A 25,556-nucleotide genomic window follows, 5' to 3' on the forward strand; every position below is an offset into this window, starting at 1 on the left:
GCGCTTTAAAAAGAAAAATGACAATTGAAAAAAGGAGCATAAACTATGGCAAAAGATTTTACTAATTTATCTAAAACGATTGTATCACATGTCGGCGGCGAACAGAATATTGTTAGTTTATATCATTGCATTACAAGGTTAAGATTTAATCTTAAAGACATAAAAATTGCAAAAGAAAATAAAGAAAAGATTCAACAATTAGATGGGGTTCTTTCTGTAATCGAGGGAAACGGTCAGTTTCAAGTCGTTATTGGAAATGATGTATCCGAGGTTTTTCAATCCATTATGAAAACCTACACTATTAAGAATGCATTAGAAGATGGAAGCGAAAGTAGTGAAAGTGAAGAAAAACATGGTAATGTTATTATTCGATTTTTTAATGTCCTGTCATCTATTTTTAATCCCATCATTATTACGCTCGCTGGAGCAGGGATGTTAAAAGCACTACTAGTTGTCTTAACAACTTACAACCTTTTAGAGGCAGAGGGAAGCACTTATAAAATACTTTCAGCTGCGGGGAATAGTGTGTTTTACTTCTTACCCATTTTTCTAGCGATAAGTGCTGCACGAATTTTTAAGGTTAATATGTTTATTTCATTAGCCATCATCGCAGCACTACTTGAACCAAATTTCACAGGAATGATTACTGAAACGGGAGTTACCGTAGATTTCCTAGGCATTCCAGCCGTATTAATGGGCTACTCCGGTACAGTTATTCCTGCAATCGTTTCCATTTATGTTTATTCACATGTTGAGCGTCTACTTAAGAGAATTATACCAAAGAGTATGGAGATTTTCGCTCTCTCCTTGATTGCACTTCTGATCATGGTACCTCTCACCGTTCTAGTCATTGGCCCGATCGGTGTTATGCTTGGTGATGGGTTAGGGACAGTCATGAACACCATCAGTGACACGAGTGGGTTACTAGCTGGTCTACTAATTGGAGGGAGTTGGACTTTCTTAGTTATGATCGGCATCCATTGGGGTGTTGTCCCAATTATGGTGAATAATCTTACCCTTTATGGCTACGATACCCTGCGTCCTATGATTGCTGCCGCTACCTTTGCTAGTGCAGGGGTTGCATTAGGGGTGTTCCTGAGGTCTAGAAATAAACATACAAAAGGTTTGGCCTTGTCTGCAATTTTCCCAGCTCTTTTGGGTGGTATTACCGAGCCGATTGTCTATGGATTATCGATAAAATATAAAAAACCCCTCATTGCGCAAACAATTGTCGGTGCACTTGTAGGAGCATTTATGGGAGCAATGCAAACAAAAGCAATTGTCTATGTCTTCCCAGCACTCACAACTCTACCAGCCTTTTTCGGCGACACCTTTGGTTATTATCTTATAGGAATTACTGCTGCCTTTTTCGGAACAGCTATTTTAACCTATATTTTAGGACTTGGAGAAGTCGGAAAACAAGAAGAGAGAACAGAAGAAGCATCCAATAAACTTAATGTACTTGTTCCTGTCGATGGACAAGTTATAACGCTAGATGATGTAAATGATCAAGTGTTTTCTTCTAGAGCTACGGGAGATGGGTTGGCTGTATATCCGTCAAATGGCGAACTCGTATCCCCCGTAACTGGTAATGTTGTTACTGTTTTCCCTACAGGGCATGCTCTTGGAATAAAAACAGATTCAGGCACCGAAATTCTTGTTCACATAGGATTAGATACAGTTAATCTTGATAAAAATATTTTTAACATTTCTGTAAATGCAGGTGAAAGAGTAACTCGTGGTCAGAAAATAGGGGAATTTGATCTGGATGCAATTAAAGAAGCAGGGTACGACCCAACAACCATTCTTGTTTTCACCAGTCAAATTAAAGAAGAAGATTTCGAAGTTGTTGATAAAGATGAGCAAAACGTAACTGAACTGACTAAGATTAACTGATATTTACCGTCAATTCTGGTATCTCCTTCTACAAGGGAGTTGCTAATCAGATTTAAAATGCCCCCTGTCAAGTAGACAGTGGAAATAAGAAAAAGAATCTAAGTGGCTTTAGCTCTATATTCCATAGGGCTAAGGTCATTAAACCGTTTTTGGTATCTTTCATGATTATAAAAATGGGTGTACGCATCTATTGCCGTGCAAAGTTCTCCAAATGTCTGATATTTATGCAAATAATATTTCTCGCATTTCAGTGTTCCAAACGAAGAACATTTACCACAGCGTTTATAAAGCAAGTGGTGGCTTTATATGAGAACGGAAAAAAGCCGTCAAGATATTGTCAGCGAATATGATTAACAGCTTCTGCCTTAGACAGATGGATTAAGCAATTTAAATAGTCTGAATCCTTTAAAGAAAAGAACAACCTAAGCTCAGAAGAACAAGAATTGATCAATCTAAGAAAAAGAGTTGAAAGTGGAAGTTGATATTTCCCCTAAAGGATAAAAGATTCTAAGAACTAAAGTTCAAAAAAATGCAAGCCGCGCTGATCACGAGACGCAAATAGAGGTGATGGAGGAAAATCGTCAAAACTGCTCGGTATCAGCCATGTGCGACGTTCTACAAATAGCTCGAAGTGTTAGTTCAACTTGCCTTATGGCGATATTTACAGTGAATTTGAAACGTATAGTGAAACTAATGAATGAAAAATAAGCTAGGATCGTATTATAAATCTTAAAAGAGCGACTTTAAATTCAAAAATTGAGTTTGAAGTCGCTCTTTTTTAGTACAAATTATTACTTCCTTTAAAAAGTCACTAGATTTTCAGTAGCCTCGAAAGTGACTACTCATTTTTACACTTCGCCTAAATAATCTGTAAAATCTATCTTTTCACCATTTGTTTGAATAATTTGCTTATAATAATTAAAACTCGCTTTCTTTTTTCGCGTTAAGCTGCCTGAACCATCATTTTGCTTGTCTACGTAGATAAAGCCATAACGTTTTTCCATTTCTCCAGTTCCTGCCGAAACAATATCAATTGGCCCCCACCATGTATAACCTAAAATATCAGACCCGTCTTTAATTGCTTCAGCCATAGCAACTACATGATCTTTTAAATAACCCATTCTATCTTTATCAAAAATGTTACCATTTACATCTGGTGCATCCCTCACCCCAATACCATTTTCAACGATAAATAAGGGCTTTTGATAGCGATCAGTTAGCTCATTACAAACATAACGAAGGGCAAGGGGATCAATAGGCCAGCCCCATTCCGTTTCCTCTAAATAGGGGTTCTTCTTTCCTAATAAACCACCCGTATTCCCTAAAATCTTCATTCCTGATTCATGTAGAGAGCTACGATAAAAACTAAAACCAAGAAAATCACAGGTTCCTTCCTTTATAATTTGTAAATCCCCCGGTTCTATTATTAATTCCAAGTTATTTTCCTTAGTGATTCTGCTGAAATACTTGGGGTATTCTCCTCTTAATTGGACATCGCTATAAAATAAGGATCTTCTTCTTAACTGATAAGATTCAAATACATCATTCGGATTACACGTTGCTGCATAAATAGGGCTCAACGAGAGCATACACCCGATCTGATTATCTGAGTTAACCGCTTTTCCATTCAAGACAGCCTTCGCACTAGCAACAAACATATTATGACTTGCTTGATAGAGGGTCTGCAATTTCTCGCGCTCATCTCTAATATCTGTAATATCAATTGCTGCAGCTAAAAAAGGGATGGTATGGGTATGGTTAATTTCATTAAACGTCATCCAATACTTCACTTGGTCTTTATATCTGGCAAATACAACTTTTGAATATCTATCAAAATACTCAATTAGTTTTCTATTACTCCAACCACCATATTTGGTCACTAAATGCAAGGGGGTTTCAAAATGAGATAACGTAACAACAGGCTCGATTCCTTTAGATTTCAACTTGCCAAAAAGCCGATCATAAAAAATTAACCCTTCTTCATTTGGTTCTTGCTCATCTCCATTGGGGAAAATTCTTGACCAAGCAATTGAGGTCCTAAAACATTTTAGTCCAAGTTCTGCAAGCATTTCAATATCTTCCTCAAATCGATGATAAAAGTCAATCGCTTCATGACTAGGATAAAACTCACCTTTTTTCAATTCTAATGTAACTTTCCCTATTCGCTTTTCTCCGACTGGCAAGACATCCGCTATGCTTAATCCCTTTCCACCTTCTAAGTAGGCTCCTTCAGCTTGATTAGCAGCAATAGCGCCCCCCCATAAGAAATCCTTTGGAAACATTAATAAATCGCTCCTTCACTTTTTATTTATATAATTTTAATCTTTAGTACCAATGAATTTGCGTGCAGTCTAGGACATCTATATAAATCGATACACTTCGTCCTCCTCTGTTTGACCATAATTCTAACAAAGTTCTTAGTCATTTTACTTGTTATAAACCATGGCTTCCTAGGTGTTTTCTCACCTAAATTATAGTGCAGAATATAACGCTGCATTTAAAAGTTCGCAAATGAGAAACCTTTCCATCATTAATTGAATATTTCAGGTTTAGCTCCCCGCAGTTTTGAGACGAATTTCTGCTATCTTTGTGTGAAATTAGAATGTGAACTTGAAGAACGCAAAAAAGGATGAGGGAATTTTAAGAAGACGTCGCATACTCACAAAAAAATGGTTTTAAGTCAACGTCTTTAAATTAATAGTGGGGTAATACACGTAGCCTTAATCGAACATATCATTTAAGACAAAATGCACGACACTTAATAAACTTAGTCTGGTTGTTTAACCCTTTTACAAACCCGTTGTTATAGCCAGAGGCCAAGCTTTTTAGAACTTCTGATTTCCAATTTTCGAGCGGACCAATGGCTTGGATAAAACCAACCTTCAATCAGTGGACGTTTTCGTTCTTCTCCCACTGATGGTCTTCTTTGTAAAATCATATTTATTATCGCCTCCAAAAGCTCGAACAATCGGCTTTGTCAGATATATTAAACGCAATGATCTTCTCCAATAGCGGATAATCTATCTCGGTTTCCCAAGGCATGCGAATCAATTGCTTTGTATATGAATAACCCGCTGTTTTAAGGTCTTCCTCTACATACTGAATAGCCACTTCCTCGGGTGCGACCGCTAAATGTTTCTTAGCTACACTGAACCCAATTATAAAAGTTCCATGATCAGTAAACATCGGTTGTTTCCATTTGATTTCTATTTTTAGATTAGGATACTTATGCTTTACCCAGTTCAACACTTCTTCTATACGTTCACGATGCGAATCGTCCTCAATAGACTCTATAAAAGCTTGTAATTCTGACATATAAATGCCTCCTAGATTAAGTTTTATCACAGAACCATCCATAAAACGCCCAATTTAGGATCGTTTTATTGTTTTCGTAGTATTTTCTCAATCTTTTTTCCTTTTGCTAATTCATCAATCAGCTTATCCAAGTAACGAATTTCCTGCATGGTAGGCTCTTCAATTTCTTCCACCCGAACACCGCAGATCACACCTTTGATTAATGACCGTGAAGGATTCAATTGAGGGGCTTCTGCAAAAAAGCTTTCAAAGTCGATCTGCTTTTCCAATTGTGCCTCTAACTCTACTTGAGTATACGCCGTTAACCAGCAGATAATCTCATCTACTTCTGCTTTCGTACGCCCTTTTTTCTCTGCTTTGGCAATATAATGGGGGTATACACTTGCAAAACTCATACTATAAATTTTCGGTTTTGTCATGATCATTTTCCTTCCTTTCACTAATTAATGAATAAGTTTTTCCACACTGATTTAATTAATCTAAACATGTTCAGTATCCATCATAAAACCCCTTTCCATAAATACATGCATTATTCGTAAATGAGCCTTACTATCATTAGTTTAAACCCTAGAGTTGACTATAATACAAGGATAATATTAGCGTAAACATGTCCTCTTAAATAATAATTTGTATAGTAGATACTCCTAAAGTGATTTGACAATTGAACATAATTAATGAATAGTAATATTAAGGCGTTATTAGGTTTCACCGATCACTATAGAACGAGATGAATAACACAAGTAATCATTACCAACGCGCTCGCGCAAAGGAGGTCATAAAAATCGCAACTTCAAAGAAAACGTTAAGAACCTGTGACAAAGGACACAAATACTATAAAAGTAGTGATTGCCCAACATGTCCAAGCTGTGAACAACAGCAAAAACCTGAAGCTCAGTTTCTTGCTCAGCTTTCAAATCCAGCTAGGCAAGCATTAGAACACGAAGGAATTACCACATTGCAAAAACTATCGACTTTTACCGAACGCGAGATTTTAAAACTTCACGGAATTGGACCACGCTCAATTCCAACACTTAAAAGTGAATTGCAGAAACAAGGATTAGCATTTAGGAATTGAAGCCAATAGAACAAAAGTGATACGTGATAAAAAGACGAACAACCAGTGACCGGTTGGAAGAGAATCCGCGTTGATTACTACTTTATTTAGGTAAAATATAAACGTTTATAGAGTTGACAAACACAACATCCATAATATGGTGGATCCAACTCTAATCTCTCGCGAATTTTCGTTCCTCGTACTAATTTGGCTAACTTAAACAGCTATTTTTTGACTCGCCGAATGCCTACGCTTGATATCATTAGGTGCATTCGACTTAAGTTTTACTACAATCAGTATACCATGAATGGCATTTCTAATTTGTTTAAGCATAGCGCTAAATCGTCCCTGCCATAACAAAGCAACAACATAAAGGAACACCTTCGATAAAGTGCTGCATTTCAATCGAAGGTGTTTTTAAGTTTAGCAATGTTTTCCGTACAATTGTTTATTGCTTTATATATATGCGAAATGATTCTAACTCAATTTCTTTCCAACTGTAATCCCAATTTTCTTCATAGTAGCTTACGTGAAGTATTGGTTCAACTTCAACATAATCTATGTCCTCAGGAAAGGCAGCAGTCGTAACGGTCATATTAGCGTAGACGTGCCCTTCTTGATGATGACTTGGATAATAGCTATTGCCTAAATCATCAATGACTTGATAATTGACATAAAAATCATGGAAATCAATCTGCTCTCTAAGTCTAGTCAAATTGATTGTATGAGAAAATGAAAAATAACTAGAAATAGGTGTCATTATCATATCTTTAAATTGAATATCGATAAATTCATCGTTAACAACCTGTTGATTAATCTCAATCTTTTCATTATCAATAAGACCCAACCTAAAAGAGAGCGACCAGTTTCCTTCTATCGTTTCTAGTTCCTTAACATCGTGCATATCAGTTTCCACCGCCTTTAACCAGCTGATCTCTTGACCGCGCACCCAAACTTGGATTGAATCAGCTGGATCTTCAATTGCTAACTCTACCGTCTCTAAGCCCACATATTGGTTGTCAGCAACCTTATGAACAAAGGAAGGGGAATAACTAAGCAGATCCTTATTACCTTCTACCTCTAAAAAATTCACATACAAATACTCGCCTAAATCACGATCAGTTTTAATATCATAAGCCACTGAAATACGTTCACCATCATAAAGAGCATCCGTCACGGTAACGGTTATTCCATTGCTAGAATCGGTTAAATCAATAGCTGTTAGATAATCAACTCTATCTCCTATCAACTCAATATCGTCACTAGCAAACCAGCTGAACACATCACCCACAATCGGAATATTTCTTGCCACCGTGGGATTGACCAACGCAAAAATAATATTACTGGCAATAAATAACGTCGTTATAAGGGCAACAAGATAAAGTTTGTTGTTATTTTTTTTGTTTGATAACTGATTGAGAACGTGGTATTTTATTCGTTTGGCTTCACTTTCACTAATCGTTTGCTTTTGAAACTGATCATCTAATTTCAAATCATTAAAGACCTTATATAAATTTCCCATAGAACAAACCTCCCTGTCCTTTTTTATTTAACACTTTCTTACCTCGATATAATCGATTATCTACGGCTGCTTTACTGAGGTTTAGCTTTTCAGCAATAGCTTGATTTGACATCTCCAAAAAATATTTCATAATGAAAATTTTTCGATCAACTGCTTTTAGGTTAGCTAATCTGTTCAAGAGCTGATCTGTCGTTTCTTGCTTTATTACACTATCTTCAGCTGATTCCACACAACGAGTACCCTCATCTAATTCAGTAAAGGTTGGCATACGATGCCATTCCCTTTGTTTATCAACAGCTTTGAACTTTGCAATCGTACACAGCCATTTTCCAAAATCGTCTCTGTCACCTTTAAAGTGCTTAACATTGGTGTATGCCCCAATGAACACATCACTTATACACTCTTCAATCAAATAATAGTCTTTATATGTCTTTAATGTATTAACAACAACACCTTTAACAAGACCAGCGTATTGATCGATAACATATTCAAGTGCGTCGGGATTCCCCTTTTTCATCTGCTTAATAAAATTAGCATCCGATATTTGCATTGTAAAAACTCCTTTTCATACAGCGAACCTTCAATCACTGATTATTTCCGGTCTTCGCCCATTACGGGTAGCTGAGTAGATCAGAGCCTCCGTTGTCTCCCACCTAAATAGATGAGCGCTACTCTCCATTTTGAGGCGAGCGTTTTTCAGTCTATGATAAAGGCCTTTATACTTTAATTATCGAACATTCAGTCCAATTGTTCTCATTTTTTTATTAAGTGAGTCATTTTCAATATCTTGCGCCTTGTTCTCGTTCTTTTCTTAACACCTAATTAATTTCAAAACTTAACCCCGTCCTCGTATGAGGACAGGGTTAAAATAAATGAACCTTCAATGTTAAATGTGACCGTATCTTTCATTGCTTATATATGATCTTAAATCGTTCACAAACAACGGGTATTTTATGATGAAACGTTTGGTTGACCTTTTCAAGCTCATTTCTAAAAAATCGTTCATGAACCTCACGCCAATAACTTAATGTACGATCACCTTCCCCTTCTAAATACGCGTGTTCTGCTGTCACCTCATCAAATGGAACGATCTCTACGAACGTTGTCTCTGCTATTGCAACAGCGCTTCCCTCTCCATCAAGAATCATATTGAGTTGGCCAGCATAGGGGAGTTCCTCTTTTTCCAATTCATATAATGTATAATTTGATGCGGTCGCTGTTTTCGCACCTTCTCGCACTAATTTCGCTAACTCATCTGCCATTTCCTTTGAATCGCCAAATGCCCAGGCTTGATAATCATTTGGCACATTCAGATTTATTTTTTTATAATTTTCCCACATTTGAATAATAGAATTCTTTTTCATATGATATTCAACCTACTTTCCGCTTAATTTCCTAACTGATCACAAAGCTCTTCCCACTTCTTCTCTAAGTCTTCTTTCTCTTTATATAACTGTTGCAATAGTAGCACATCATCAATTGCCACTAATTTTTTGTCCAACGCTTCGACCTCTTGCTCTAATAAGGCCAACTCCCTTTCCAAGTTTTCATTGCGATTACACTGCTGCTTTTGTTGCTTTGGGTTTTCTTTCTTTTTCTCCACACGTAACGGCACCGAACTTTCTCTTAATTTGGTCATTTTTTCTCTAGCCCACCTATAGTTCCCCTCAAAGCAATGGACTTTCTTTGATTCTATCCAATAAATCTTGTCAAACAGTTTATTAAGGAAATAACGATCATGGGATACAGCTAATATACTGCCCTGAAAATTTTCAAGCGTTTCTTCTAACACTTCTCTTGACTCTATATCTAAATGATTCGTTGGCTCATCTAAAATGAGAAAATTAATATCTTGATACATTAATTGAGCTAACCTTAATCGCATGCGCTCACCCCCACTTAGCTGAGAAACTTTTTTAAACACCCCATAGCCATAAAACATAAACCTTGCTAAAATATGCCTGGCTTCACCTTCTGACACTTTAACCACGTCTCTGAACAGCTCAATAACCGTTTCTTTTTCTATTGTAGAAAAGATATGTTGAGACAAATAACCTATTTTAACATTACTGCCTATCCTCACTTCTCCTGTATCCGGGTAAAGTTTATGAAGTATTAATTTGAGTAATGTTGATTTCCCTGTTCCATTTTCCCCTATAATGGCTGCTCGATCTTGATAAGTCATATGCATATTTACATTCTCAAATAACAACTTGTCATTAAATCGTTTCGAAATGTCTTTAAACATCACAACATCATTTCCACTGCGATTCGAAGCTTCCATCTCTAGATTGATTTTTTTTCGATTTAATACAGGTCTCTTTAACTTTTCTATCCTCTCTAACGCTCTTTCCATGTTCCTTGCTCGTCTATGAAGGTCTGCATTTGGCGGGCTCGCTCGGTTTGCCCAATCTCTTAACCGTTTAATCGCTTCCTTCATCTTTTTTATTTTCTTTTGTTGCTCCTCATAAGCTTGAAATTCCCTGAGAAGCTTTTCTTCTTTTTCTTTGACAAACCCTGTAAAGTTAGTATGATAAGTCGTTACTTCTCCATCTTCCAAATCAATCACCTGGTTGACTACTTCATCAAGAAAATAACGATCATGTGAAATAACAAGCACTGTACCTCTGTATTCTCTTAAAAAATTTCCAAGCCATTCAACTGCCATTAAGTCAAGATGGTTAGTCGGCTCATCCAATAACAGCAGGTCTGGTTGCTTTAGCAACATGAATCCTAGTCCAACCTTTGTTTTTTCCCCTCCACTTAATTTGGAAAAGACCTGATTAAGTAGGGGCTGAATGTTTAAACCTTGAGCTATTTTTTCAATATTGGCATCTATTTCATAACCACCACGATTTGCATACTGGTCTTGTAAATCCCCATATTGTTCAATCAATTTTGAACGTTTAACTTCATTCATCTCCACCCCCATCTCAGCTTCAAATTTTTTCATTGTTTTCTCCATCTGCAGTAAGGTGGAAAAAGCTGATTTTAATACATCCTTTACCGTTGTCGACTCATGGCCACCTGGAATTTGCGTAAGATAACCAATAGCAATCCCTTTTTTCCAATGTATTTGACCAGAATCCGGTAAGTCTTCGCCTGCTAGTAAACGAATCAACGTCGTTTTGCCGCTGCCATTTCGACCAACGAGACCCACTCGTTGCTTTTCTTTTATTTCAAACGATATCTTTTCAAAAATAGCGTTCCCTCCGTGCATCTTAGCTATTTTATTAACACTACATACGATCACTTTTATTCCTCCTTTTAAAAACAAAAAAAGCCATGAGAAGACATACCTTCCCATGACCACAGTTTTATATAGAACGACATAGTCACTTCATTAGCGTTCTATTCCATTTAAAAAAGGAGAGCATGAAAATGCTCTCCTTTCAACCGCCTTTTTATCATGTGGGTTAAGAGATGTTTTTCACCGTTTTAGTTTGCTATTGAGTTGTTAAAAAAGGACATACGTATCCCGTTAACACCTGCAACAGCAAATTTTGCACGATTCAAATAGAGGAATTCAATCCAAAAATCGCACACTAAAACAGCTTGATTCAACATCTTTATCCCACCTCCGCTTCATTAAAGTTAACTATATCTTATCACTTATCGGATCTTTGTTCAATTCGTAAATTAAAATCTAGGATAGCCACATGCTTTGTCTGTAGTAAACCTCCAAACATTGGACGTTTTACGGACGGTTATCTGTGATAACATATGCATCATTTATTTTCATATTGAATTAAAATCTCCTCACTAAGCGGCGAACTATTCTAATATTATATTCTTTAACTCCATTCTAGTTTAAGTGATCCTTTAAAAACCATTTTATTAGACTAACACTTTTTTCTAAATCTTCTTCTAATGGAAAATGGCCTGTGTTTAGTAAATGGACATCACAGTCTTTCAAATCATTTTGGAACGCCAATGCTCCTTTAGGTCCGAAAAACATATCAACCACCGACGCTACTAGCGTCGGTGGTTGATATGTTCTGAAATATTCATGCCATTCTGGGTACTGCTTAACATTATTCTGATAATCATAATACAAAGCGAGTTGGATCTCATCATTGCCTGGTCGATCCAATACCCATTGATCCATATTCCATGCATCAGGACTAATTCGATTTGGGTGACGCGTCCTATCTGTGTATTGATACTTGGTGAAGTCTATCTCTAATAACGGTCTTAATTTATCCTTGTTCTCCTTCGTAGGGTGCTCCCAATAGGTGCGAATCGGATCCCATGCCGATAATAGCCCTTCCTCATAAGCATTCCCATTTTGGGTAATGATTGCTTCAATTTTTTCTGGATGCTTGACCGCTAACCTAAATCCCACTGGTGCACCGTAATCATGGACATAAATACTGAATGTCTTTAAGTTCAGCTCGTCAACAAAATCAGCTATTAACAACGACAAATGATTAAAGCTATATTCAAAGTCGTTCATATCTGGCTGATCGCTATTACCGAACCCTGGATAATCTGGTGCCACGACATGGTAGCTATCACTCAGTTTCGGCATTAAATTGCGGTACATATGAGAAGAAGAAGGAAAGCCGTGAAGCAACAAAATAGTTGGATTGCTTCTATCTCCAGCCTCTCGATAAAAAATATTAACACCATTTACTTTCTGCGTTTTGTATTGCATTAACATTTTATTCACCTCATCATTTGGTGAAGAAAATAAGTTATTGCGCGCATCAGATGTGCAGGCTTTTAATCATAAAAAGCTATTGCATACGATAATAGACGACCTTCAATCGCTGCGTATGTTAAGCAAAAATATATTAAAAGATATAGAACAGCAAGGTGAATTATCCCCAGATGTTACCAATCAATTAAGCGATCTTATTAAGCAATTAAAGGTTAACTTAGCCCTTGACTCGGACGCCGATAAGATGCACCTGATAATTGAAGGACTAACAACAAGAGATCACATCTTATATAAGATTATTCAATCCGTTTTCGATACATTGGCAACAACTGCTACTGATCGTATTAAAAAGTGTGAACATGCCGAATGCTATCTTCATTTTGTTGATACATCGAAGTCAGGAAAACGACGCTGGTGCAGCATGGAACTATGCGGAAACCGTCAAAAGGCGGCAGAATTTTATGCGCGGAAAAAGAAGAAAAGTCGCTCATAATCGCCATCAATCTTTCAGTTATACTTGCTTACTTAAAAGCCTTTTTGCTTGAATGGTATTGAGAGCAATTACAAACGTTACCGCATGCAAACGCAACAGCAAGAGTATTTTTTAGTGTTCGTCGATACCATTCCTGTGCCAAAGAGGTAGCAATGTTGTGTCTTATTTCGAAATGCTGTTTTGTCTGATTGCATGCATTTTAATTTTTAAAGTATATAATTACTGGAAAGCGTGTTGAAGGATAGTTCGGAGGCTTTATTAACCAGGTAAAGAGAAGTGATGAAGTTGGATCCTATCGTTATAGAATTAAACTAGAGCATGAAAAAATATACCCTATCACCCCATTAGAAGGGGGTGCCATCACTGACGCAATCATCCCATCAATAAGATTTAGCGCTAGAAGAAATACAGCGCTCTTAATTTTTCAACATCATAGCCATCTGATAAATCAATAAAGTACCGAGCCTGCCAAGCTTGAGTCTTACTTGCAGTTGCAGTTAGATCGTCTAGCCAGTTTGGATAAACTCTAACCGCCATTTTCCCTTTATGCTTAGCATTTTTCAAGACACCATATTTAAGGAGTACATCTTTAGGAAAGATAAATTGCCCACATTTCCCTCGATCTATGATTGAAACAATAAGTTTCTCGGGAGATTCCTGATAGTTATATGGTTGATTATTCCCTTCCTTATCTTTTTCCCAAATGGCAACAAAGTAGCCTTTCTTTTTCGGTGTTAGTTTAGCAAGCCTTGTCCTGTAAAAATTACTGTTCACTTGTAATATGCAACCCTCATAATTGTCGTTTTGCCCTTCTCTTGCTAATTTAAATTCCTTCCCTATTCCAAGCTCATGCATAATAGCTTCAAATAACTCCGTAGCGTTCATTGTCCTCCTCCTTTTCTTATTTTAGATATATTATTAACCCATTAACATTCAACACGACGTTTATAAATAATTGATTAGAGACGTTGCCACAGAAAAATAAATGAATAGTCCTACTATATCATTTACTGTTGTATTTAGAGCAAACGCATCTTCCAGCTCAGAAAACACTGTTTTTTGCTCCATTAAGGCTAACCCTTGAAAAATTCCAGCAAATTCAGTAGGTTCATTCAAGGTAATTATTCACACGCTTTCGCTTTTCCTCACTCATCTGTTTAAATATTTCAATTTGGTCGGTCCTGCCACGTTACGGGAAAGAGACGTGGCAGGACCGACCGATTTAATAATCAGTGGTAAGACATTAACTGCGATGATGAGCAAAATGACTGCAACCGTCGCTTCTGAGTAAAAACCAGTTCCCATAGTAATGCCTAATCCTGATGCTGCCCATATCATCGCAGCACTTGTTAATCCTGAAATCACATCATTGTTTCTCAGAATAGGGGGGTTATTTGTAGCATTGATTTATTTCTCTTTTCGTTTACGCTCTAAAATGGACCGCAGTTCGTCCAGTTCTTCTTTCGACAGAGATTCTTCTTCGATAAATTGAACCAGCATCGGTTTGAACGTCCCACCATAGATTCTTTTAATGAAAGACTGTGCCTCTGCGCGTTTGCATTCATCTTCCGAGTATAACGGGAAAAAGGTATACACTTTTTGATCTTTGTTAACCCCTACGACCTGTTTTTTCGTTAATCGATCGAGAAGCGTTCGAATTGTTTTTGGTTTCCAATCCGTTTGTTCTTGCATAGCTTGGATCACTTGATTGGCAGTCTGAGGGCTATTTTCCCAAAGGACTTTCATGATCTCCCACTCGGATTCAGAAATACTAGGCAGTCGATTAGACATCTCCTCCCCTCCTTCTATTCTCATTATTTATAGATCCCTTTGCTACTTAATATGGCTTGCGTAATTTCAGCAGCTTTACTTCCATACGCATGATCTTGATGTTGGATATTCGTTGCAAAGAAATACGTATCCGTTTCGATTTCCACGAATCCTATAAACCAACCGTTTACAGCTCGATCATTCAGAATCCCTGTACCGGTCTTTCCAAAAAGCGTGCCTTCTTGGTTTTCTTCTAACTTTATGGCCTCTTTAACTAATTGTACATTTTTTTCTTTAAAATGATATTCATTTTTATAAAATGCTTGAAGGAGTTCTACCTGTTCAATAGGCGAAATCTTTAAAGACGATTCTAGCCAATACTCGTCTAATCGTCCCGACAGATCTTTATTACCATAATCGAACATTTCCAAATAATATTGAATACGATCTCTTTGTATTTGTCGATCTAACGCTTGAAAGTACCAAGTGACCGAGTAGCTCATGGCGGTTCTTAAGTCGTGATTGGCATGCCATTCCTCATAATCATACTGCACGCCGTCCCACTCTAATAGTGAATCATCTCCTGTAATCACACCTAGCTCTAACGCCATTAACGCGGTGAACATTTTATAGGAGGAGTTAGGAGAGACTCTCATGACACTTTTTTCTCGATTATAAATTTGATATTCATCGTTGCTCGCACTGTATAATACAAAACTACCTTCATTCTCTCCAAAGTATCGACTCAAATCTTCATATATCGCCCGCTGATCATCAAATAAATAGCGCTCACTAGAAGAAGCGGTTACCGATAAGAGAGGGAATTGAGCGATTAAAAACAGCGTGATAACGATAAAAATAAACATACTTTTTAATTTTAATAGTTTTGATTCTTCAGTAAAAGAAGCAATATGGATCATCCGTCTTTTTATATGTTTTTCGGAACCTAATAATGGGGTTGCTAAATTTAAAATAGCTGATTCCTTATTCCTCTCCACAAATCTAATGATCGTCTTTCCATACTTTTCAAAATCGCATTGATCTATTGAATGTAGCACTTCCGTGTCGCAAGCCATTTCCCGATCAAGACGCATTATTTTAAAAGCTTTCCATACAAGCGGATGAAACCAATAGACAATCTGATATAGGACAAATAAACAATTTACTTTAATATGCTTGCTCTTATAATGGTGCAGTTCATGTAGCAAGACATAGTTTATTTCATCATCAGATAAATAGGATGCCATATCCTTTGGCAGTAAAATATAGGTGTTAAACAAACCGAATGTCATTGGGGAACGTACACTCGAAGTCTCTAAAATCTTTGGACGCTTCTTTACCCCAAGCTTTCGTATACAGTCGCTATATAATTTTTTCACCTTTTCATTTTTTATTTCTGTGGCAGCTGATATAAGACGTTGTAACTTTACATAATGATACAATGCCAAAAGGAAGAAAAGCACCATACCTATCACCCAAATAATGATGAAAAATGATTGGACGAATGTATGGTCAAAACGGCTGACCGAAGTGCCAAAATCATGCACCCAATTTTCCGATTGATCCACTAAATGCCAACTATCCTGAGTCGAAGAAGACGGCATTCCTTCACTCTCATGGATAAAAGACAAGCTTGGGATCTCTACAAGGTGAACGGGTATAAACGGGAAGGTTAAAGCAAACATAAGCAAAAACCATAAATGATAGCGCCATTTTGCTGATATTTGTTTATAAAAAAATTTCCTTAGGAGCAGGATTACCGTGATGGTTACCGTTGATAACACAAGAGAAAGTACTATATGTGGCAATGTCATTTTAATTATCTCCAATTTTAGTCATTTTTCTTTCCCCTCTTACTACCTCTCACCAAACCACTAAAATTCTAACATTTAGATTTAAAATTGTAAATTTCTATTGACATTTTAGATTACATGCGTAATATTAGATTACAGATGTAGTCTATAAACTATTGGCTCCAACCATTTTTTTTAAGACTCATCAAAACAAATAAAGTCGAAAGGAGATTAATATGAAGATCACAAAATTGTCATGCGCCATTCTCTTTGGAACCTTTCTACTTTTCGGATGTTCGAGTGACCAGGAACAGGCCAGTTCTGATCAACAAGAATCTGAAAGACCTACTCCGACGGTAGAAGAGACCTTTAGCCAATTAGAGGAAGAATACGATGCCCGATTAGGAGTTTATGCATTAGACACGGGTACAGGTAAGACGGTTACATATCGTTCTGATGAGCGCTTTATCTATGCATCTACCCACAAACCACTCTCTGTTGGCGTCCTTCTTCAGCAAAAATCGATAGAGGATTTAGATGAACGCATCACATATTCAAGTGAAGATTTAGTCAACTACAATCCGATAACAGAAAATCATATCGATTCAGGATTGACATTAAAAGAGCTTAGTGATGCCTCGATTCGCTACAGTGATAACACAGCTGCCAATCTAATTTTTCATGAAATCGGTGGACCGGAAGGCTTTAAAGAAGGACTTCGAGCTATTGGAGATAATGTAACCGAGCCTGAAAGAATAGAACCTGAATTAAATGATGTAGAACCTGGGGACATTCAAGATACGAGTACACCGGAAGCATTGGCAAAAAGCCTGCAACAATTTACTTTAGGAGATGCGCTACCAGACGATAAACAAGCGTTACTAATCGATTGGCTCAAGAGAAACACAACGGGTGACGCTCTTATCCGTGCAGGCGTACCAGAAGGTTGGGAAGTTGGAGACAAAACGGGCTCTGGCTCTTATGGGACTCGCAACGACATCGGCATCATCTGGCCGCCAGATAGAGACCCGATTATCCTTTCCGTACTAACAAGTAAGGAAGAACGAGATGCAGAGCACGATGATGCCCTTATCGCAAGAGCCACAGAAGAAGTCATTAACATTCTTTTTGAGACAGAGTAAATGGCTAAAAGTGAGTATACGGTTGTTATCAAACTGTAAGACTAGGCATAGGGGAGAACCGTTTGATTCAGTTCTCCCCTGATTTTCTTCTTTGGGTCCCTCGAGGGAAGTGGATCGTCAATGCCTGCGCAGCGTCCCTTTGGCATAGCGACACGCAACGTTAGGTCAGCTTCATCCTATATTAGCAATGATATCTCTTTTCCCATTTGTTCATTCACTTAACATCCCTTTGTTTCCAGAGTATGGATTGATATGTACCAACACGTCGGACACATCGTCATGCTCAGTCATTAATGCTTGCTTTACTTGTTTAGAAATGTGATGGCCTTTTTCTACGTTCAGTGCAGCATCGACACTAATTTTAAGGTCAACGACCACATATTGGCCATGGCTTCGGGCCCGTAAATCGTCCACCTGCAAGACACCTGGTACGTTCTCCGTTGTTACAGTAAAACGTTTGCTCTCCTCCTCATCCAATACGTTTTCCAGTACCATATGAATCGATTCCCGAACCATCTGATAACCAATTCGCATAATAAACAGGGCCACGATAATCCCAGCTAGCGGGTCCAGATAGACCAGTTGACCGTATCCGATTTGATCGCCAATGATTGCTCCGGCTACCCCGAAAAACACGCCAATCGAAGATAACACATCAGAACGGTGATGCCAAGCATCGGCCATCAAGGCCGGGCTGTTGATGCGTTTTCCCAACCGATATTTATATTGATACATGAACTCTTTGCAAATAATCGAAATCACCACGGCAATAAGCGCGATTCCTGTCGGTGCCTGAGGTGTGTCACCCCAGAAGACTTGCAAGGAGGACCAAGCAATTTCAACCCCGACCAAGATCAATAATATAGATACAATAATAGCCGCAATACTTTCCGCTTTGCCATGGCCATACGGGTGTTCTTTATCAGGTGGCTTATTGGCTGCGCGTATGCCCGCCAGAACGGTAACCGAACTGATAACATCCGAAGCGGAATGAACCGCATCAGCGATAAGTGCGCGGCTCCCAGACACCCAGCCCACGATACCTTTTATAATAGCTAGTAATAAATTGCCGATAATTCCCAACCAGGAAGCAAATTGTGCTTTTCGATTGCGTTGCTCTTGCTTCATTTTCATCCCCTCCAAACCCTCGTAACCTTATGCTATTTTAATAAGCGTTTTTTAGCTTTTTTCTCTGTGGAAAGATCTCTTTTATTCTAGCAAATCGACTTCATATGGGTCTAGAGCAACCTTTTTGAGAGTGTGAAGTAATGTAAGTGAGGGGCAAATGAATCCGCGATGTCCAACAAAATTGCCTATACCCAACATGAAGATAACCTAATGAAGGAAAGAATTTAGAGAAAGGAGAAGATGCAGCAAGTGTAGGATGGTATTGCAGTATGTGAACACACTGATATAGTGGTGAAAATCCTACCACCACTCTCATTGGGCAGGTATTAAGCCAAAGAAAGAGGCTGGATCGTATGAGATCCAGCCTTGTTAACGATCGAATAACCATTGAGGACATAGTATTCATCCACTCTCTTCCTTCCACTCCAGATACCAGCAAATTAGCAGCTACCGACTTTTTAGCGTAGGAAGAGGATAAAGGCAGCGAGATAAATAATGCTTAATTTGTTGTGAAATATTATACAATTTTAAAAGCGTTTAATACTTAGAAAGGTGAATAAAATGGATCGCATATCGTAATGGCTCATCCTTTAAGTTGTAATGAATCGTATCATTTTCTTGCTTAGATTTTTGAAATTCAGATTAACGTTCTATCACTTACTCTACCAATTTTTTAAAATATGCCTTACGTATAATAAAAAAGCTCATAGTAAACAACAGCAAAATAATGCCTACACCAACCGTAGTCATCTGGAAAAAGGCGGGTGAAAGTGCATCACGAATACTGAATAACACGGTAAATAATAACATCGCAGCGATTGTAAAAGGAACAAAAATCAGTATGGATAATTCTCTTGTCACAATCACACGCATTTCTTTCATAGATAGTCCGATTTTGCGCATGCCCAAGTACTTTTCTTTTTCTCCCGCTAAAGAGGTCTGCAAGTAAAAATAAAGAATACTCATGGCTGCACTTAAAAAAATCAGACTCAGCATAAAACCAATAAAGAAGATGACCCTCTTTACAAATAACTCGTCAACGTATAATGAAATTTTAGATGAGACATAACGCTCACCTGATTCTGTCATGAGCTGTGCTTCTATTTTTTCTGCTACATCCCGTTTCTCTGTCCAATCCTTTAATTCATAGGCAAACACATGATATTCTGGATAATTGAGTGCGTCATAAATCGCATCTGGAATAACATAATATACTGCTCGAAAGCCTGATACAAGAATCATCCGTTCTTCTAATCCTACGTACTGAAGAGGGTCATCCACATAATCCTGAATGGTATCCGTATTTGGCATCACCCCCGCATTTCCTGCCACAACATAATATTCATTGTCGCTAAGTGTTATCGCTTCGTGTGTACCAAGTGCATTGAAATGCGTATTCGATAGGAAGCCAATCCTGCGATCTTCGTCTGTTTTGAACGCAGATTGATAAGCATAGACATCTCCCTCTGTTTGCTCAAGGGTTGTCTCCATAAATTCAATATCTTGCTGTTCTTTTTCTATAGGGTTATTTGGATGTGAAATATATTGAAAGCTATACGGATAGACAGCTTCCGTATTTTCTTCGACATTATAATACGAACTGTACAAAACACTCGTCGTAACAAATACGGCAAGTAATAATATACTGAGCAAATAAATGACATGAGCATGTGAATTGCCTTTGGCTTGTAAATTCGATACAAATAACATATTTGTTTTTTTGTAATACGAGGCGCTTTTTTGCAATCTCCGAATCGTAAGCCAGATTCCTTGGGTTAATACAATATAAATCGTCATTAACAGACTGATAAACAACATAATAATATAAACAATGCCTAAGCTTTCAACAACATCTGGGCTAACTTTGAGAGGTAGTAATAAAACTGCACTCACTAAGATGGATAAAAGAAGCCTCCATGGCGTTGGACGTATTAATTTTTCCTGTGTGACATCTGCTTTTAACAGTTGTACAGCTTCTTCCTTCTTGATAAATCGTGTCGTTATTTTGGAAACAATTAAAAATAAAACACTAAATAAAATGAATGTCATGGCAATAGCTTGTACAGGTACATACATGCCAAAGCTATCTGCCTCTAAGATATTTTTAACGACCATTAAAAACAGAGGAGAAACGATTAATCCAACAACAATCGCTGTTATAGTTGCAGTAAAAGCAATCAGCATATTTTCTCGGAATACCATTTTCTGCACTTGCTTCGTCGATGCTCCAGAAATGATAAAGACGCCAAGGCTTTTGGTTTTCTTCTTTAAAAAAGCCAGCATCGAATAAATAATAAAAACAAAAGAAAAAATATAGACAATCATACTACAAAGAATCATGACGATTCCAAGTGTACTATTCGGATCGATGGCTTCCATCATTGGATGAAATGCAATAATCAAAAAAAAGAAAAAAACTAAAATAGAAAAGACGCTGCTCAGAAAATAGGAAATATAGGTACATTTATCCCGTACTATATTTTGAATGACAATATGATTAAAGCTCATGATAACCACCGCCCAGAAATGTCAGTGTATCTACAATTTCTTGATAGAATTGCTGCTTGTGGTCACCCTTCTGTATTTCATTGTAGAGCATCCCGTCTTGCATAAAAATCACACGCTCAGCAAAGCTGGCAACATACGGATCATGTGTGACCATTAATAAAGAGGTTTGAAACGTTTCGTGAATGGATTGAAATAGCGTCATCACACTATTGGCTGCTTTAGAGTCCAGATTCCCAGTCGGCTCATCTGCTAATAATAGACTAGGCTGATGAATAACTGCTCGTGCAATGGCCACACGTTGCTTCTGTCCCCCTGAAATCTCAAAGGTTCTCTTCTTCATTATTTCTTCAATCCCTAAAAACTTAACGACTTCTGCTAAACGGGATGTCATTTCCTTTCCATTCACTGCATCGAGTGTCAATGGTAATAAAATGTTCTCTTCTACAGTTAATGTGTGAACCAAGTTAAAATCTTGAAAAACAAAACCCAATTCACTTCGTCGAAACTTTGCAAGATCTTCATCATTCAGTTCATATGGATCTTTTTGATTAATTGTCATAGAACCATTTGTCGGACGGTCTATCGTTGATATACAATTTAAAAATGTCGTCTTCCCACTTCCAGATGGACCCATTACAGAGACAAATTCATTACGTTTTAGTTGAAAGTCAATGCCTTTTAACGCTTTATAGTTCACCTCTCCCACATAATCTTTATGGAGTTGTTGAACATTTAAAATGATATCTGACATATATACCACTCCTGTTTTTCTTTTCAATGTTAACTTTAATATACCGAAGTCGCCCATTCCTTAACATTTTAAAACATGACGGCAAAGTGACACTATTGACACATTCAAAACGGCTACCTCAATCGGCAGCCGTACGAATACTTTTCGAAAGTTCAATGGTAAAAGTGGTTTCTTGATCATGAGACGTTAACTCAAACGGGTGATCTAGCGTAACCAAAATCCTTTTGACTAAGTATAAACCTATTCCTGTTGCTTCACTCCTTTTCCGTCCTTTTGAACCTGTATAGAACAAATTGAATAAGCGGTTAATCTCACTTTTTGGAATGGTTTCCCCTCTGTTACGAATTGATAACTGACCATTCCTGTAATTAATATGAACAGTAGAGTACTTCTGACCATATTTAATCGCATTACTAAGCAGTTGGTAGACAACTACTTTCATCCACTTTCGATCTGAATAAAGAATAACGTCTTCCGCTATTGCCACCTTAGGAAATAGTTCTTCCTCAATAAAGTAATCTTTTAAATCATTAATAACTTCTTGTATAATTTTCTTTAATGGCATCGCTTCAATTTTCAAATCAGATAATAATTGGGTAGAGCGGCTATACGACAAGAGCTGATTTAACGAGAAGTTTATTTTATCGCATTCGGCTTTTACTTTCTGCCATTCTCCCAACGATTTGACGTCATTTATTTGATTCGATTGAACAAGCAATTGCATGACAGAAATAGGCGTCTTCATCTGATGCACCGCATGTGAAATAAGGAGCTGCTGTTCCTGTAAAAAATCTTGATAAGCATCCTGTTCTTTTAAGAGCAAAGAAGAAAATGCCTGTAACTGATTGGCATATGCTTTTTCTATTGGAGCATGTGGACGATAGACAAGAAAACTAGCTTGGTCCACAATTTCTTTCTTTAAATGTGTATACATTTTTTTACGACGAAGATAGCGAATAACAAGCAGACTAATTAATAAAGTGATGGCTAAAAAACTAAAATAGCCATAATGATTTTCAAAGCCATCTAATTGGTCAATGATAAAAGGCAAGCAGATAAACGTTATCAGATACAAAAGAATAAAGCTGAGATGGTCCTTTATAAATAACGTCATGCGTCTTTCTCCATTAATTGGTAGCCGATTCCCCGAATCGTCTTAAGTTCTAAGGAGGATTGGACATTTTCTAATTTTTTTCGCAATCTTTTGATGTTCACTGTGAGTGTATTTTCTTCTACAAATCCTTCTTCATCCCATATAACAGAAAGTAGCTGCTGTCTTGTGACAACATTTGGACAAGCCTCAAAAAACATATTACAAAGCTGGAGCTCTTTTACCGTCAATACTTCCTCCTGCCTCGGTGTAGATAAACGTACTGTGTCCAAATTTAAGGTGGTATTCCCTATTTGTAATAGTCGTCGTTCTGCGTTTTTTGCATACTCTCCATAGGAACGTCGAATTTGCCCGTTAATTTTTGCTACTACGACATCCATTACAAAAGGCTTCGTGATAAAATCATCTGCACCATTTTCGATACCATATATCTGGTCGAGTTCGCTCATTCGAGCAGACAGAATCATAATGGGACATGTGGATATCTGCCTTATTTTTCTTGACCAGTAATAGCCATCAAAGTAAGGCAGATTTATATCCATAATAACTAAATGCGGTTCTGTTTCTTGAAAAACATCCAGAACGCTTTTAAAATCTTCTATTGTGTGACACTCATATCCGTATTTTTTAAGACGATTTTTTAATGTATTAGTAATACTGATTTCATCCTCCACAATTAATATTTTATACATAAAATCCCCTGCCTCTTTATTCTCAAAATTTTCATATTTCAAACTCACCACAGTCAGCGATAATAATTTCAGGCAAATAACATGTTGGCCACAACTCAAGTGAAAAATCAATTCCGTACTGCTTATAGAACTTTACTTTGTCAGCAACCCTATTCCCATGACGAGCCTTCTAATCCAGGATAAAGACCTTTAATAATACGTGAATACACATCAATTACCGCACCTTATAATTAACTAGTCGTCCTTCCTTGTTATGAAACAAAACTTCTATATGTAGCATACATTGTCTGACTTCCCAATCTCCCTCTCATTTTTGGGTTTGTATTTTTATTAAGTCATCCTCTTGCCAATGCAGTCGCTGTAACTAATAGCTGTTTTGGTGTTCAGTTAAATTAAAGTGGTTTCGTTTCAAATCCGGTTTTAAAAAATAAATCGCTCTAGTAAGATCCATCCTTAATTTTATAATGCCCTATATCAGATCCTCTCTCTTCTTTAATCCACTTATCGACGTTAGATGTTCTTTTTCTTTTTGACATAAGAACACCCCTTTGGCTAATCATAACCAAAGGGGTAAAACGGTGCAACTTTTTAAAAGCATTATAACTTTATTGTAAACAATACATCTTTTTGGCTTAATATATTTCCACACAAAGATATTCATTTTACATAACAAACTAATTTATTGTCTTCTAGGATTGTGCATATCGTAAGGATGAAATCTGAAGTTTTAGGATTAGAAATGAAAAATGAATGGTGCCCCCTTTCATAACATTTATAATCTTTCTCTTATTTATTTTCATTTTCAACAAACTTGCTAAAGTGGTTTCCCCAATGGGGTTGACTGCCGTCGATATCAGTAAAACCGTATTCTGTTGAGAGCCCCCATGTGCTCAACGATCTTCCCGATTTCCGTTCTACATTCGGATCAGCTGCTAGTGCGGCTACAGCCCTTCCGATGTAGAATGGCGTTTCGGATGCAATAAAATGCGGGTCGACTTCCGCTCCGTCCTTCCAGTTTTCTTCTGTCACTCCAAAGTGATCAAGCATCGCTTCAGACCGAAGAAAGCCTGGTGTTAATGCAACAGCGGAAACATGATGCGGTCTTAAATCTCTCGCCATCGACTCGGCCAAGTGGATGGCAGAAATTTTGGCTAGACTATAATACATATTGCCGCGATAATTGTAATCCACACCGTCTGTAATTTCGATGACCAAACCTTGTTTTCGTGCAACCATTAATTGAATGCCGTAATGACTTGTCAGGATATGCGAGTGTACAGCTCGTTTCTGCATCAAAAGCCCATTTTGCAGAGAATGCTCCCAGAATGGCTTCCCCCATTCTGTTAATGGGTCGCCCCCCCATACGTCATTCACCAATAAATCAAGACAACCGTCCTGTTCTTTCTCCACCCTTTCAAATAAAGTCTTCACGTCTTCCTCGACTGTATGATCGACACGAATCGGAATGCCAATTCCACCTTGTGAAGTGACCATTTCCGCCGTTTCTTCAATGGTTTCAGGTCTTCTCATACTAGAAAGATTACCTCGGGTACTTCGCCCCGTTACATAAACTGTGGCACCAGCTTCACCGAGCATCACAGCAATTCCCCGCCCGGCTCCTCTGGTAGCTCCTGCAACAACAGCTACCCTACCTTCTAATGGTTTCATTCATATCACTCTCCAATTTTGAGATAAGTATAGTATAATATTGAATGATG

General features: G+C 37.6%; 25 protein-coding genes and 2 pseudogenes. 4 read left to right on the top strand and 23 right to left on the bottom strand.

The features are described 5' to 3' along the window. Positions 1 to 45 precede the first annotated feature (45 nt). Complete coding sequence (locus B494_RS0114305) at positions 46 to 1,896, top strand: beta-glucoside-specific PTS transporter subunit IIABC (protein ID WP_017473075.1); 1,851 nt, start codon at positions 46 to 48, stop codon at positions 1,894 to 1,896. Between the two features lie 98 nt (positions 1,897 to 1,994). On the opposite strand, the gene B494_RS20640 is transcribed toward B494_RS0114305, so the two are convergent. From B494_RS20640 to B494_RS0114325, 5 genes are all read right to left on the bottom strand, one after another. Further along, positions 1,995 to 2,189: an IS3 family transposase gene (locus tag B494_RS20640; protein ID WP_083855798.1), complete on the bottom strand. Its 195-nt coding sequence runs from the start codon at positions 2,187 to 2,189 to the stop codon at positions 1,995 to 1,997. A gap of 555 nt (positions 2,190 to 2,744) precedes the next feature. Next, complete coding sequence (locus tag B494_RS0114310) at positions 2,745 to 4,178, bottom strand: glycoside hydrolase family 1 protein (protein WP_017473076.1); 1,434 nt, start codon at positions 4,176 to 4,178, stop codon at positions 2,745 to 2,747. Between the two features lie 451 nt (positions 4,179 to 4,629). After that, on the bottom strand, positions 4,630 to 4,782 hold the full coding sequence (locus B494_RS21740; RefSeq protein ID WP_144032256.1) for a transposase: 153 nt from the start codon (positions 4,780 to 4,782) through the stop codon (positions 4,630 to 4,632). Positions 4,783 to 4,839: 57 nt separating this feature from the next. Next, positions 4,840 to 5,211 (bottom strand): iron chaperone, encoded by a 372-nt coding sequence (locus B494_RS0114320; RefSeq protein ID WP_017473078.1) that lies wholly within the window; start codon positions 5,209 to 5,211, stop codon positions 4,840 to 4,842. 65 nt (positions 5,212 to 5,276) lie between these two features. Next, positions 5,277 to 5,630, bottom strand: a complete 354-nt coding sequence (locus tag B494_RS0114325; protein WP_017473079.1) for a DUF2200 domain-containing protein — start codon at positions 5,628 to 5,630, stop codon at positions 5,277 to 5,279. Positions 5,631 to 5,938: 308 nt separating this feature from the next. Here B494_RS0114325 and B494_RS0114330 point away from each other — a divergent pair, with 308 nt between their 5' ends. Then, the gene (locus tag B494_RS0114330; protein WP_017473080.1) at positions 5,939 to 6,286 is read left to right on the top strand and encodes a helix-hairpin-helix domain-containing protein; all 348 of its coding nucleotides are present in this window, start codon (positions 5,939 to 5,941) and stop codon (positions 6,284 to 6,286) included. Positions 6,287 to 6,713: 427 nt separating this feature from the next. On the opposite strand, the gene B494_RS0114335 is transcribed toward B494_RS0114330, so the two are convergent. The 6 genes from B494_RS0114335 to B494_RS0114360 form a co-directional block, all read right to left on the bottom strand. Beyond that, positions 6,714 to 7,787, bottom strand: coding sequence for a DUF4179 domain-containing protein (locus tag B494_RS0114335; protein WP_017473081.1), 1,074 nt, complete (start codon positions 7,785 to 7,787; stop codon positions 6,714 to 6,716). Further along, positions 7,771 to 8,337 (bottom strand): sigma-70 family RNA polymerase sigma factor, encoded by a 567-nt coding sequence (locus B494_RS0114340; RefSeq protein ID WP_017473082.1) that lies wholly within the window; start codon positions 8,335 to 8,337, stop codon positions 7,771 to 7,773. Before B494_RS0114340 ends, B494_RS0114335 begins: the two co-directional genes overlap by 17 nt. A 355-nt stretch (positions 8,338 to 8,692) precedes the next feature. Further along, positions 8,693 to 9,151: an ASCH domain-containing protein gene (locus tag B494_RS0114345; RefSeq protein ID WP_017473083.1), complete on the bottom strand. Its 459-nt coding sequence runs from the start codon at positions 9,149 to 9,151 to the stop codon at positions 8,693 to 8,695. A 23-nt stretch (positions 9,152 to 9,174) separates the two neighbouring features. Beyond that, a complete protein-coding gene (gene abc-f, locus B494_RS0114350; protein ID WP_206536224.1) occupies positions 9,175 to 11,094 on the bottom strand; it encodes a ribosomal protection-like ABC-F family protein in 1,920 nt (639 codons plus the stop codon). A 131-nt stretch (positions 11,095 to 11,225) separates the two neighbouring features. Beyond that, positions 11,226 to 11,354, bottom strand: a complete 129-nt coding sequence (locus B494_RS21605) for an RAxF-45 family protein (protein ID WP_017473085.1) — start codon at positions 11,352 to 11,354, stop codon at positions 11,226 to 11,228. A 238-nt stretch (positions 11,355 to 11,592) separates the two neighbouring features. Continuing rightward, a complete protein-coding gene (locus tag B494_RS0114360) occupies positions 11,593 to 12,450 on the bottom strand; it encodes an alpha/beta fold hydrolase (protein WP_017473086.1) in 858 nt (285 codons plus the stop codon). A 37-nt stretch (positions 12,451 to 12,487) separates the two neighbouring features. Here B494_RS0114360 and B494_RS0114365 point away from each other — a divergent pair, with 37 nt between their 5' ends. After that, positions 12,488 to 12,943, top strand: coding sequence for a CGNR zinc finger domain-containing protein (locus tag B494_RS0114365; RefSeq protein ID WP_017473087.1), 456 nt, complete (start codon positions 12,488 to 12,490; stop codon positions 12,941 to 12,943). A 396-nt stretch (positions 12,944 to 13,339) separates the two neighbouring features. Here B494_RS0114365 and B494_RS0114370 read toward each other — a convergent pair whose 3' ends face one another. From B494_RS0114370 to B494_RS0114390, 5 genes and pseudogenes are all read right to left on the bottom strand, one after another. Next, a complete protein-coding gene (locus tag B494_RS0114370; protein WP_017473088.1) occupies positions 13,340 to 13,828 on the bottom strand; it encodes a MepB family protein in 489 nt (162 codons plus the stop codon). A gap of 60 nt (positions 13,829 to 13,888) precedes the next feature. Further along, complete coding sequence (locus B494_RS21025) at positions 13,889 to 14,059, bottom strand: hypothetical protein (RefSeq protein ID WP_017473089.1); 171 nt, start codon at positions 14,057 to 14,059, stop codon at positions 13,889 to 13,891. A 93-nt stretch (positions 14,060 to 14,152) separates the two neighbouring features. After that, positions 14,153 to 14,320 (bottom strand): annotated as a pseudogene (locus B494_RS21485) (MgtC/SapB family protein); the annotation flags it as partial. Between the two features lie 30 nt (positions 14,321 to 14,350). Then, positions 14,351 to 14,734, bottom strand: coding sequence for a penicillinase repressor BlaI (gene blaI / locus B494_RS0114385; protein ID WP_017473091.1), 384 nt, complete (start codon positions 14,732 to 14,734; stop codon positions 14,351 to 14,353). Between the two features lie 23 nt (positions 14,735 to 14,757). Beyond that, complete coding sequence (locus tag B494_RS0114390; protein WP_017473092.1) at positions 14,758 to 16,527, bottom strand: BlaR1 family beta-lactam sensor/signal transducer; 1,770 nt, start codon at positions 16,525 to 16,527, stop codon at positions 14,758 to 14,760. A gap of 215 nt (positions 16,528 to 16,742) precedes the next feature. Here B494_RS0114390 and bla point away from each other — a divergent pair, with 215 nt between their 5' ends. After that, positions 16,743 to 17,648, top strand: coding sequence for a class A beta-lactamase (gene bla / locus B494_RS0114395; RefSeq protein WP_017473093.1), 906 nt, complete (start codon positions 16,743 to 16,745; stop codon positions 17,646 to 17,648). A 210-nt stretch (positions 17,649 to 17,858) separates the two neighbouring features. On the opposite strand, the gene B494_RS0114400 is transcribed toward bla, so the two are convergent. From B494_RS0114400 to B494_RS0114430, 7 genes and pseudogenes are all read right to left on the bottom strand, one after another. Continuing rightward, entirely contained in the window at positions 17,859 to 18,776 is a 918-nt protein-coding gene (locus B494_RS0114400) for a cation diffusion facilitator family transporter (RefSeq protein WP_017473094.1), read from the bottom strand. Between the two features lie 657 nt (positions 18,777 to 19,433). Then, complete coding sequence (locus tag B494_RS0114405) at positions 19,434 to 21,284, bottom strand: FtsX-like permease family protein (RefSeq protein ID WP_017473095.1); 1,851 nt, start codon at positions 21,282 to 21,284, stop codon at positions 19,434 to 19,436. After that, a complete protein-coding gene (locus B494_RS0114410; protein ID WP_017473096.1) occupies positions 21,274 to 22,035 on the bottom strand; it encodes an ABC transporter ATP-binding protein in 762 nt (253 codons plus the stop codon). The genes B494_RS0114405 and B494_RS0114410 overlap by 11 nt, the downstream gene beginning before the upstream one ends. Positions 22,036 to 22,153: 118 nt before the next feature. Continuing rightward, positions 22,154 to 23,149, bottom strand: coding sequence for a sensor histidine kinase (locus B494_RS0114415; RefSeq protein ID WP_017473097.1), 996 nt, complete (start codon positions 23,147 to 23,149; stop codon positions 22,154 to 22,156). Further along, positions 23,146 to 23,838 (bottom strand): response regulator transcription factor, encoded by a 693-nt coding sequence (locus B494_RS0114420; protein WP_017473098.1) that lies wholly within the window; start codon positions 23,836 to 23,838, stop codon positions 23,146 to 23,148. The genes B494_RS0114415 and B494_RS0114420 overlap by 4 nt, the downstream gene beginning before the upstream one ends. 37 nt (positions 23,839 to 23,875) lie before the next feature. Continuing rightward, a pseudogene (locus B494_RS21745) lies at positions 23,876 to 24,059 on the bottom strand (hypothetical protein); the annotation flags it as partial. 565 nt (positions 24,060 to 24,624) lie between these two features. Beyond that, the gene (locus B494_RS0114430; RefSeq protein ID WP_017473100.1) at positions 24,625 to 25,506 is read right to left on the bottom strand and encodes an SDR family oxidoreductase; all 882 of its coding nucleotides are present in this window, start codon (positions 25,504 to 25,506) and stop codon (positions 24,625 to 24,627) included. Between the last annotated feature and the right edge of the window lie 50 nt (positions 25,507 to 25,556).

It is taken from the genome of Amphibacillus jilinensis Y1, from assembly GCF_000306965.1.
In the GTDB taxonomy this organism is placed as follows: domain Bacteria; phylum Bacillota; class Bacilli; order Bacillales; family Amphibacillaceae; genus Amphibacillus_C; species Amphibacillus_C jilinensis.

Coding starts and splice junctions, on each gene's coding strand:
- B494_RS0114320 (WP_017473078.1), bottom strand. CDS start 5,211: ATGTCAGAATTACAAGCTTTTATAGAGTCTATTGAGGACGATTCGCAT.
- B494_RS0114430 (WP_017473100.1), bottom strand. CDS start 25,506: ATGAAACCATTAGAAGGTAGGGTAGCTGTTGTTGCAGGAGCTACCAGA.
- B494_RS0114400 (WP_017473094.1), bottom strand. CDS start 18,776: ATGAAGCAAGAGCAACGCAATCGAAAAGCACAATTTGCTTCCTGGTTG.
- B494_RS0114330 (WP_017473080.1), top strand. CDS start 5,939: ATGAATAACACAAGTAATCATTACCAACGCGCTCGCGCAAAGGAGGTC.
- blaI (WP_017473091.1), bottom strand. CDS start 14,734: ATGTCTAATCGACTGCCTAGTATTTCTGAATCCGAGTGGGAGATCATG.
- B494_RS0114415 (WP_017473097.1), bottom strand. CDS start 23,149: ATGACGTTATTTATAAAGGACCATCTCAGCTTTATTCTTTTGTATCTG.
- B494_RS0114310 (WP_017473076.1), bottom strand. CDS start 4,178: ATGTTTCCAAAGGATTTCTTATGGGGGGGCGCTATTGCTGCTAATCAA.
- B494_RS0114420 (WP_017473098.1), bottom strand. CDS start 23,838: ATGTATAAAATATTAATTGTGGAGGATGAAATCAGTATTACTAATACA.
- B494_RS0114305 (WP_017473075.1), top strand. CDS start 46: ATGGCAAAAGATTTTACTAATTTATCTAAAACGATTGTATCACATGTC.
- bla (WP_017473093.1), top strand. CDS start 16,743: ATGAAGATCACAAAATTGTCATGCGCCATTCTCTTTGGAACCTTTCTA.
- B494_RS0114340 (WP_017473082.1), bottom strand. CDS start 8,337: ATGCAAATATCGGATGCTAATTTTATTAAGCAGATGAAAAAGGGGAAT.
- B494_RS0114410 (WP_017473096.1), bottom strand. CDS start 22,035: ATGTCAGATATCATTTTAAATGTTCAACAACTCCATAAAGATTATGTG.
- B494_RS0114345 (WP_017473083.1), bottom strand. CDS start 9,151: ATGAAAAAGAATTCTATTATTCAAATGTGGGAAAATTATAAAAAAATA.
- abc-f (WP_206536224.1), bottom strand. CDS start 11,094: ATGGGAAGGTATGTCTTCTCATGGCTTTTTTTGTTTTTAAAAGGAGGA.
- B494_RS0114405 (WP_017473095.1), bottom strand. CDS start 21,284: ATGAGCTTTAATCATATTGTCATTCAAAATATAGTACGGGATAAATGT.
- B494_RS0114335 (WP_017473081.1), bottom strand. CDS start 7,787: ATGGGAAATTTATATAAGGTCTTTAATGATTTGAAATTAGATGATCAG.
- B494_RS0114360 (WP_017473086.1), bottom strand. CDS start 12,450: ATGTTAATGCAATACAAAACGCAGAAAGTAAATGGTGTTAATATTTTT.
- B494_RS0114325 (WP_017473079.1), bottom strand. CDS start 5,630: ATGACAAAACCGAAAATTTATAGTATGAGTTTTGCAAGTGTATACCCC.
- B494_RS21605 (WP_017473085.1), bottom strand. CDS start 11,354: ATGTTGAATCAAGCTGTTTTAGTGTGCGATTTTTGGATTGAATTCCTC.
- B494_RS0114390 (WP_017473092.1), bottom strand. CDS start 16,527: ATGACATTGCCACATATAGTACTTTCTCTTGTGTTATCAACGGTAACC.
- B494_RS0114370 (WP_017473088.1), bottom strand. CDS start 13,828: ATGAACGCTACGGAGTTATTTGAAGCTATTATGCATGAGCTTGGAATA.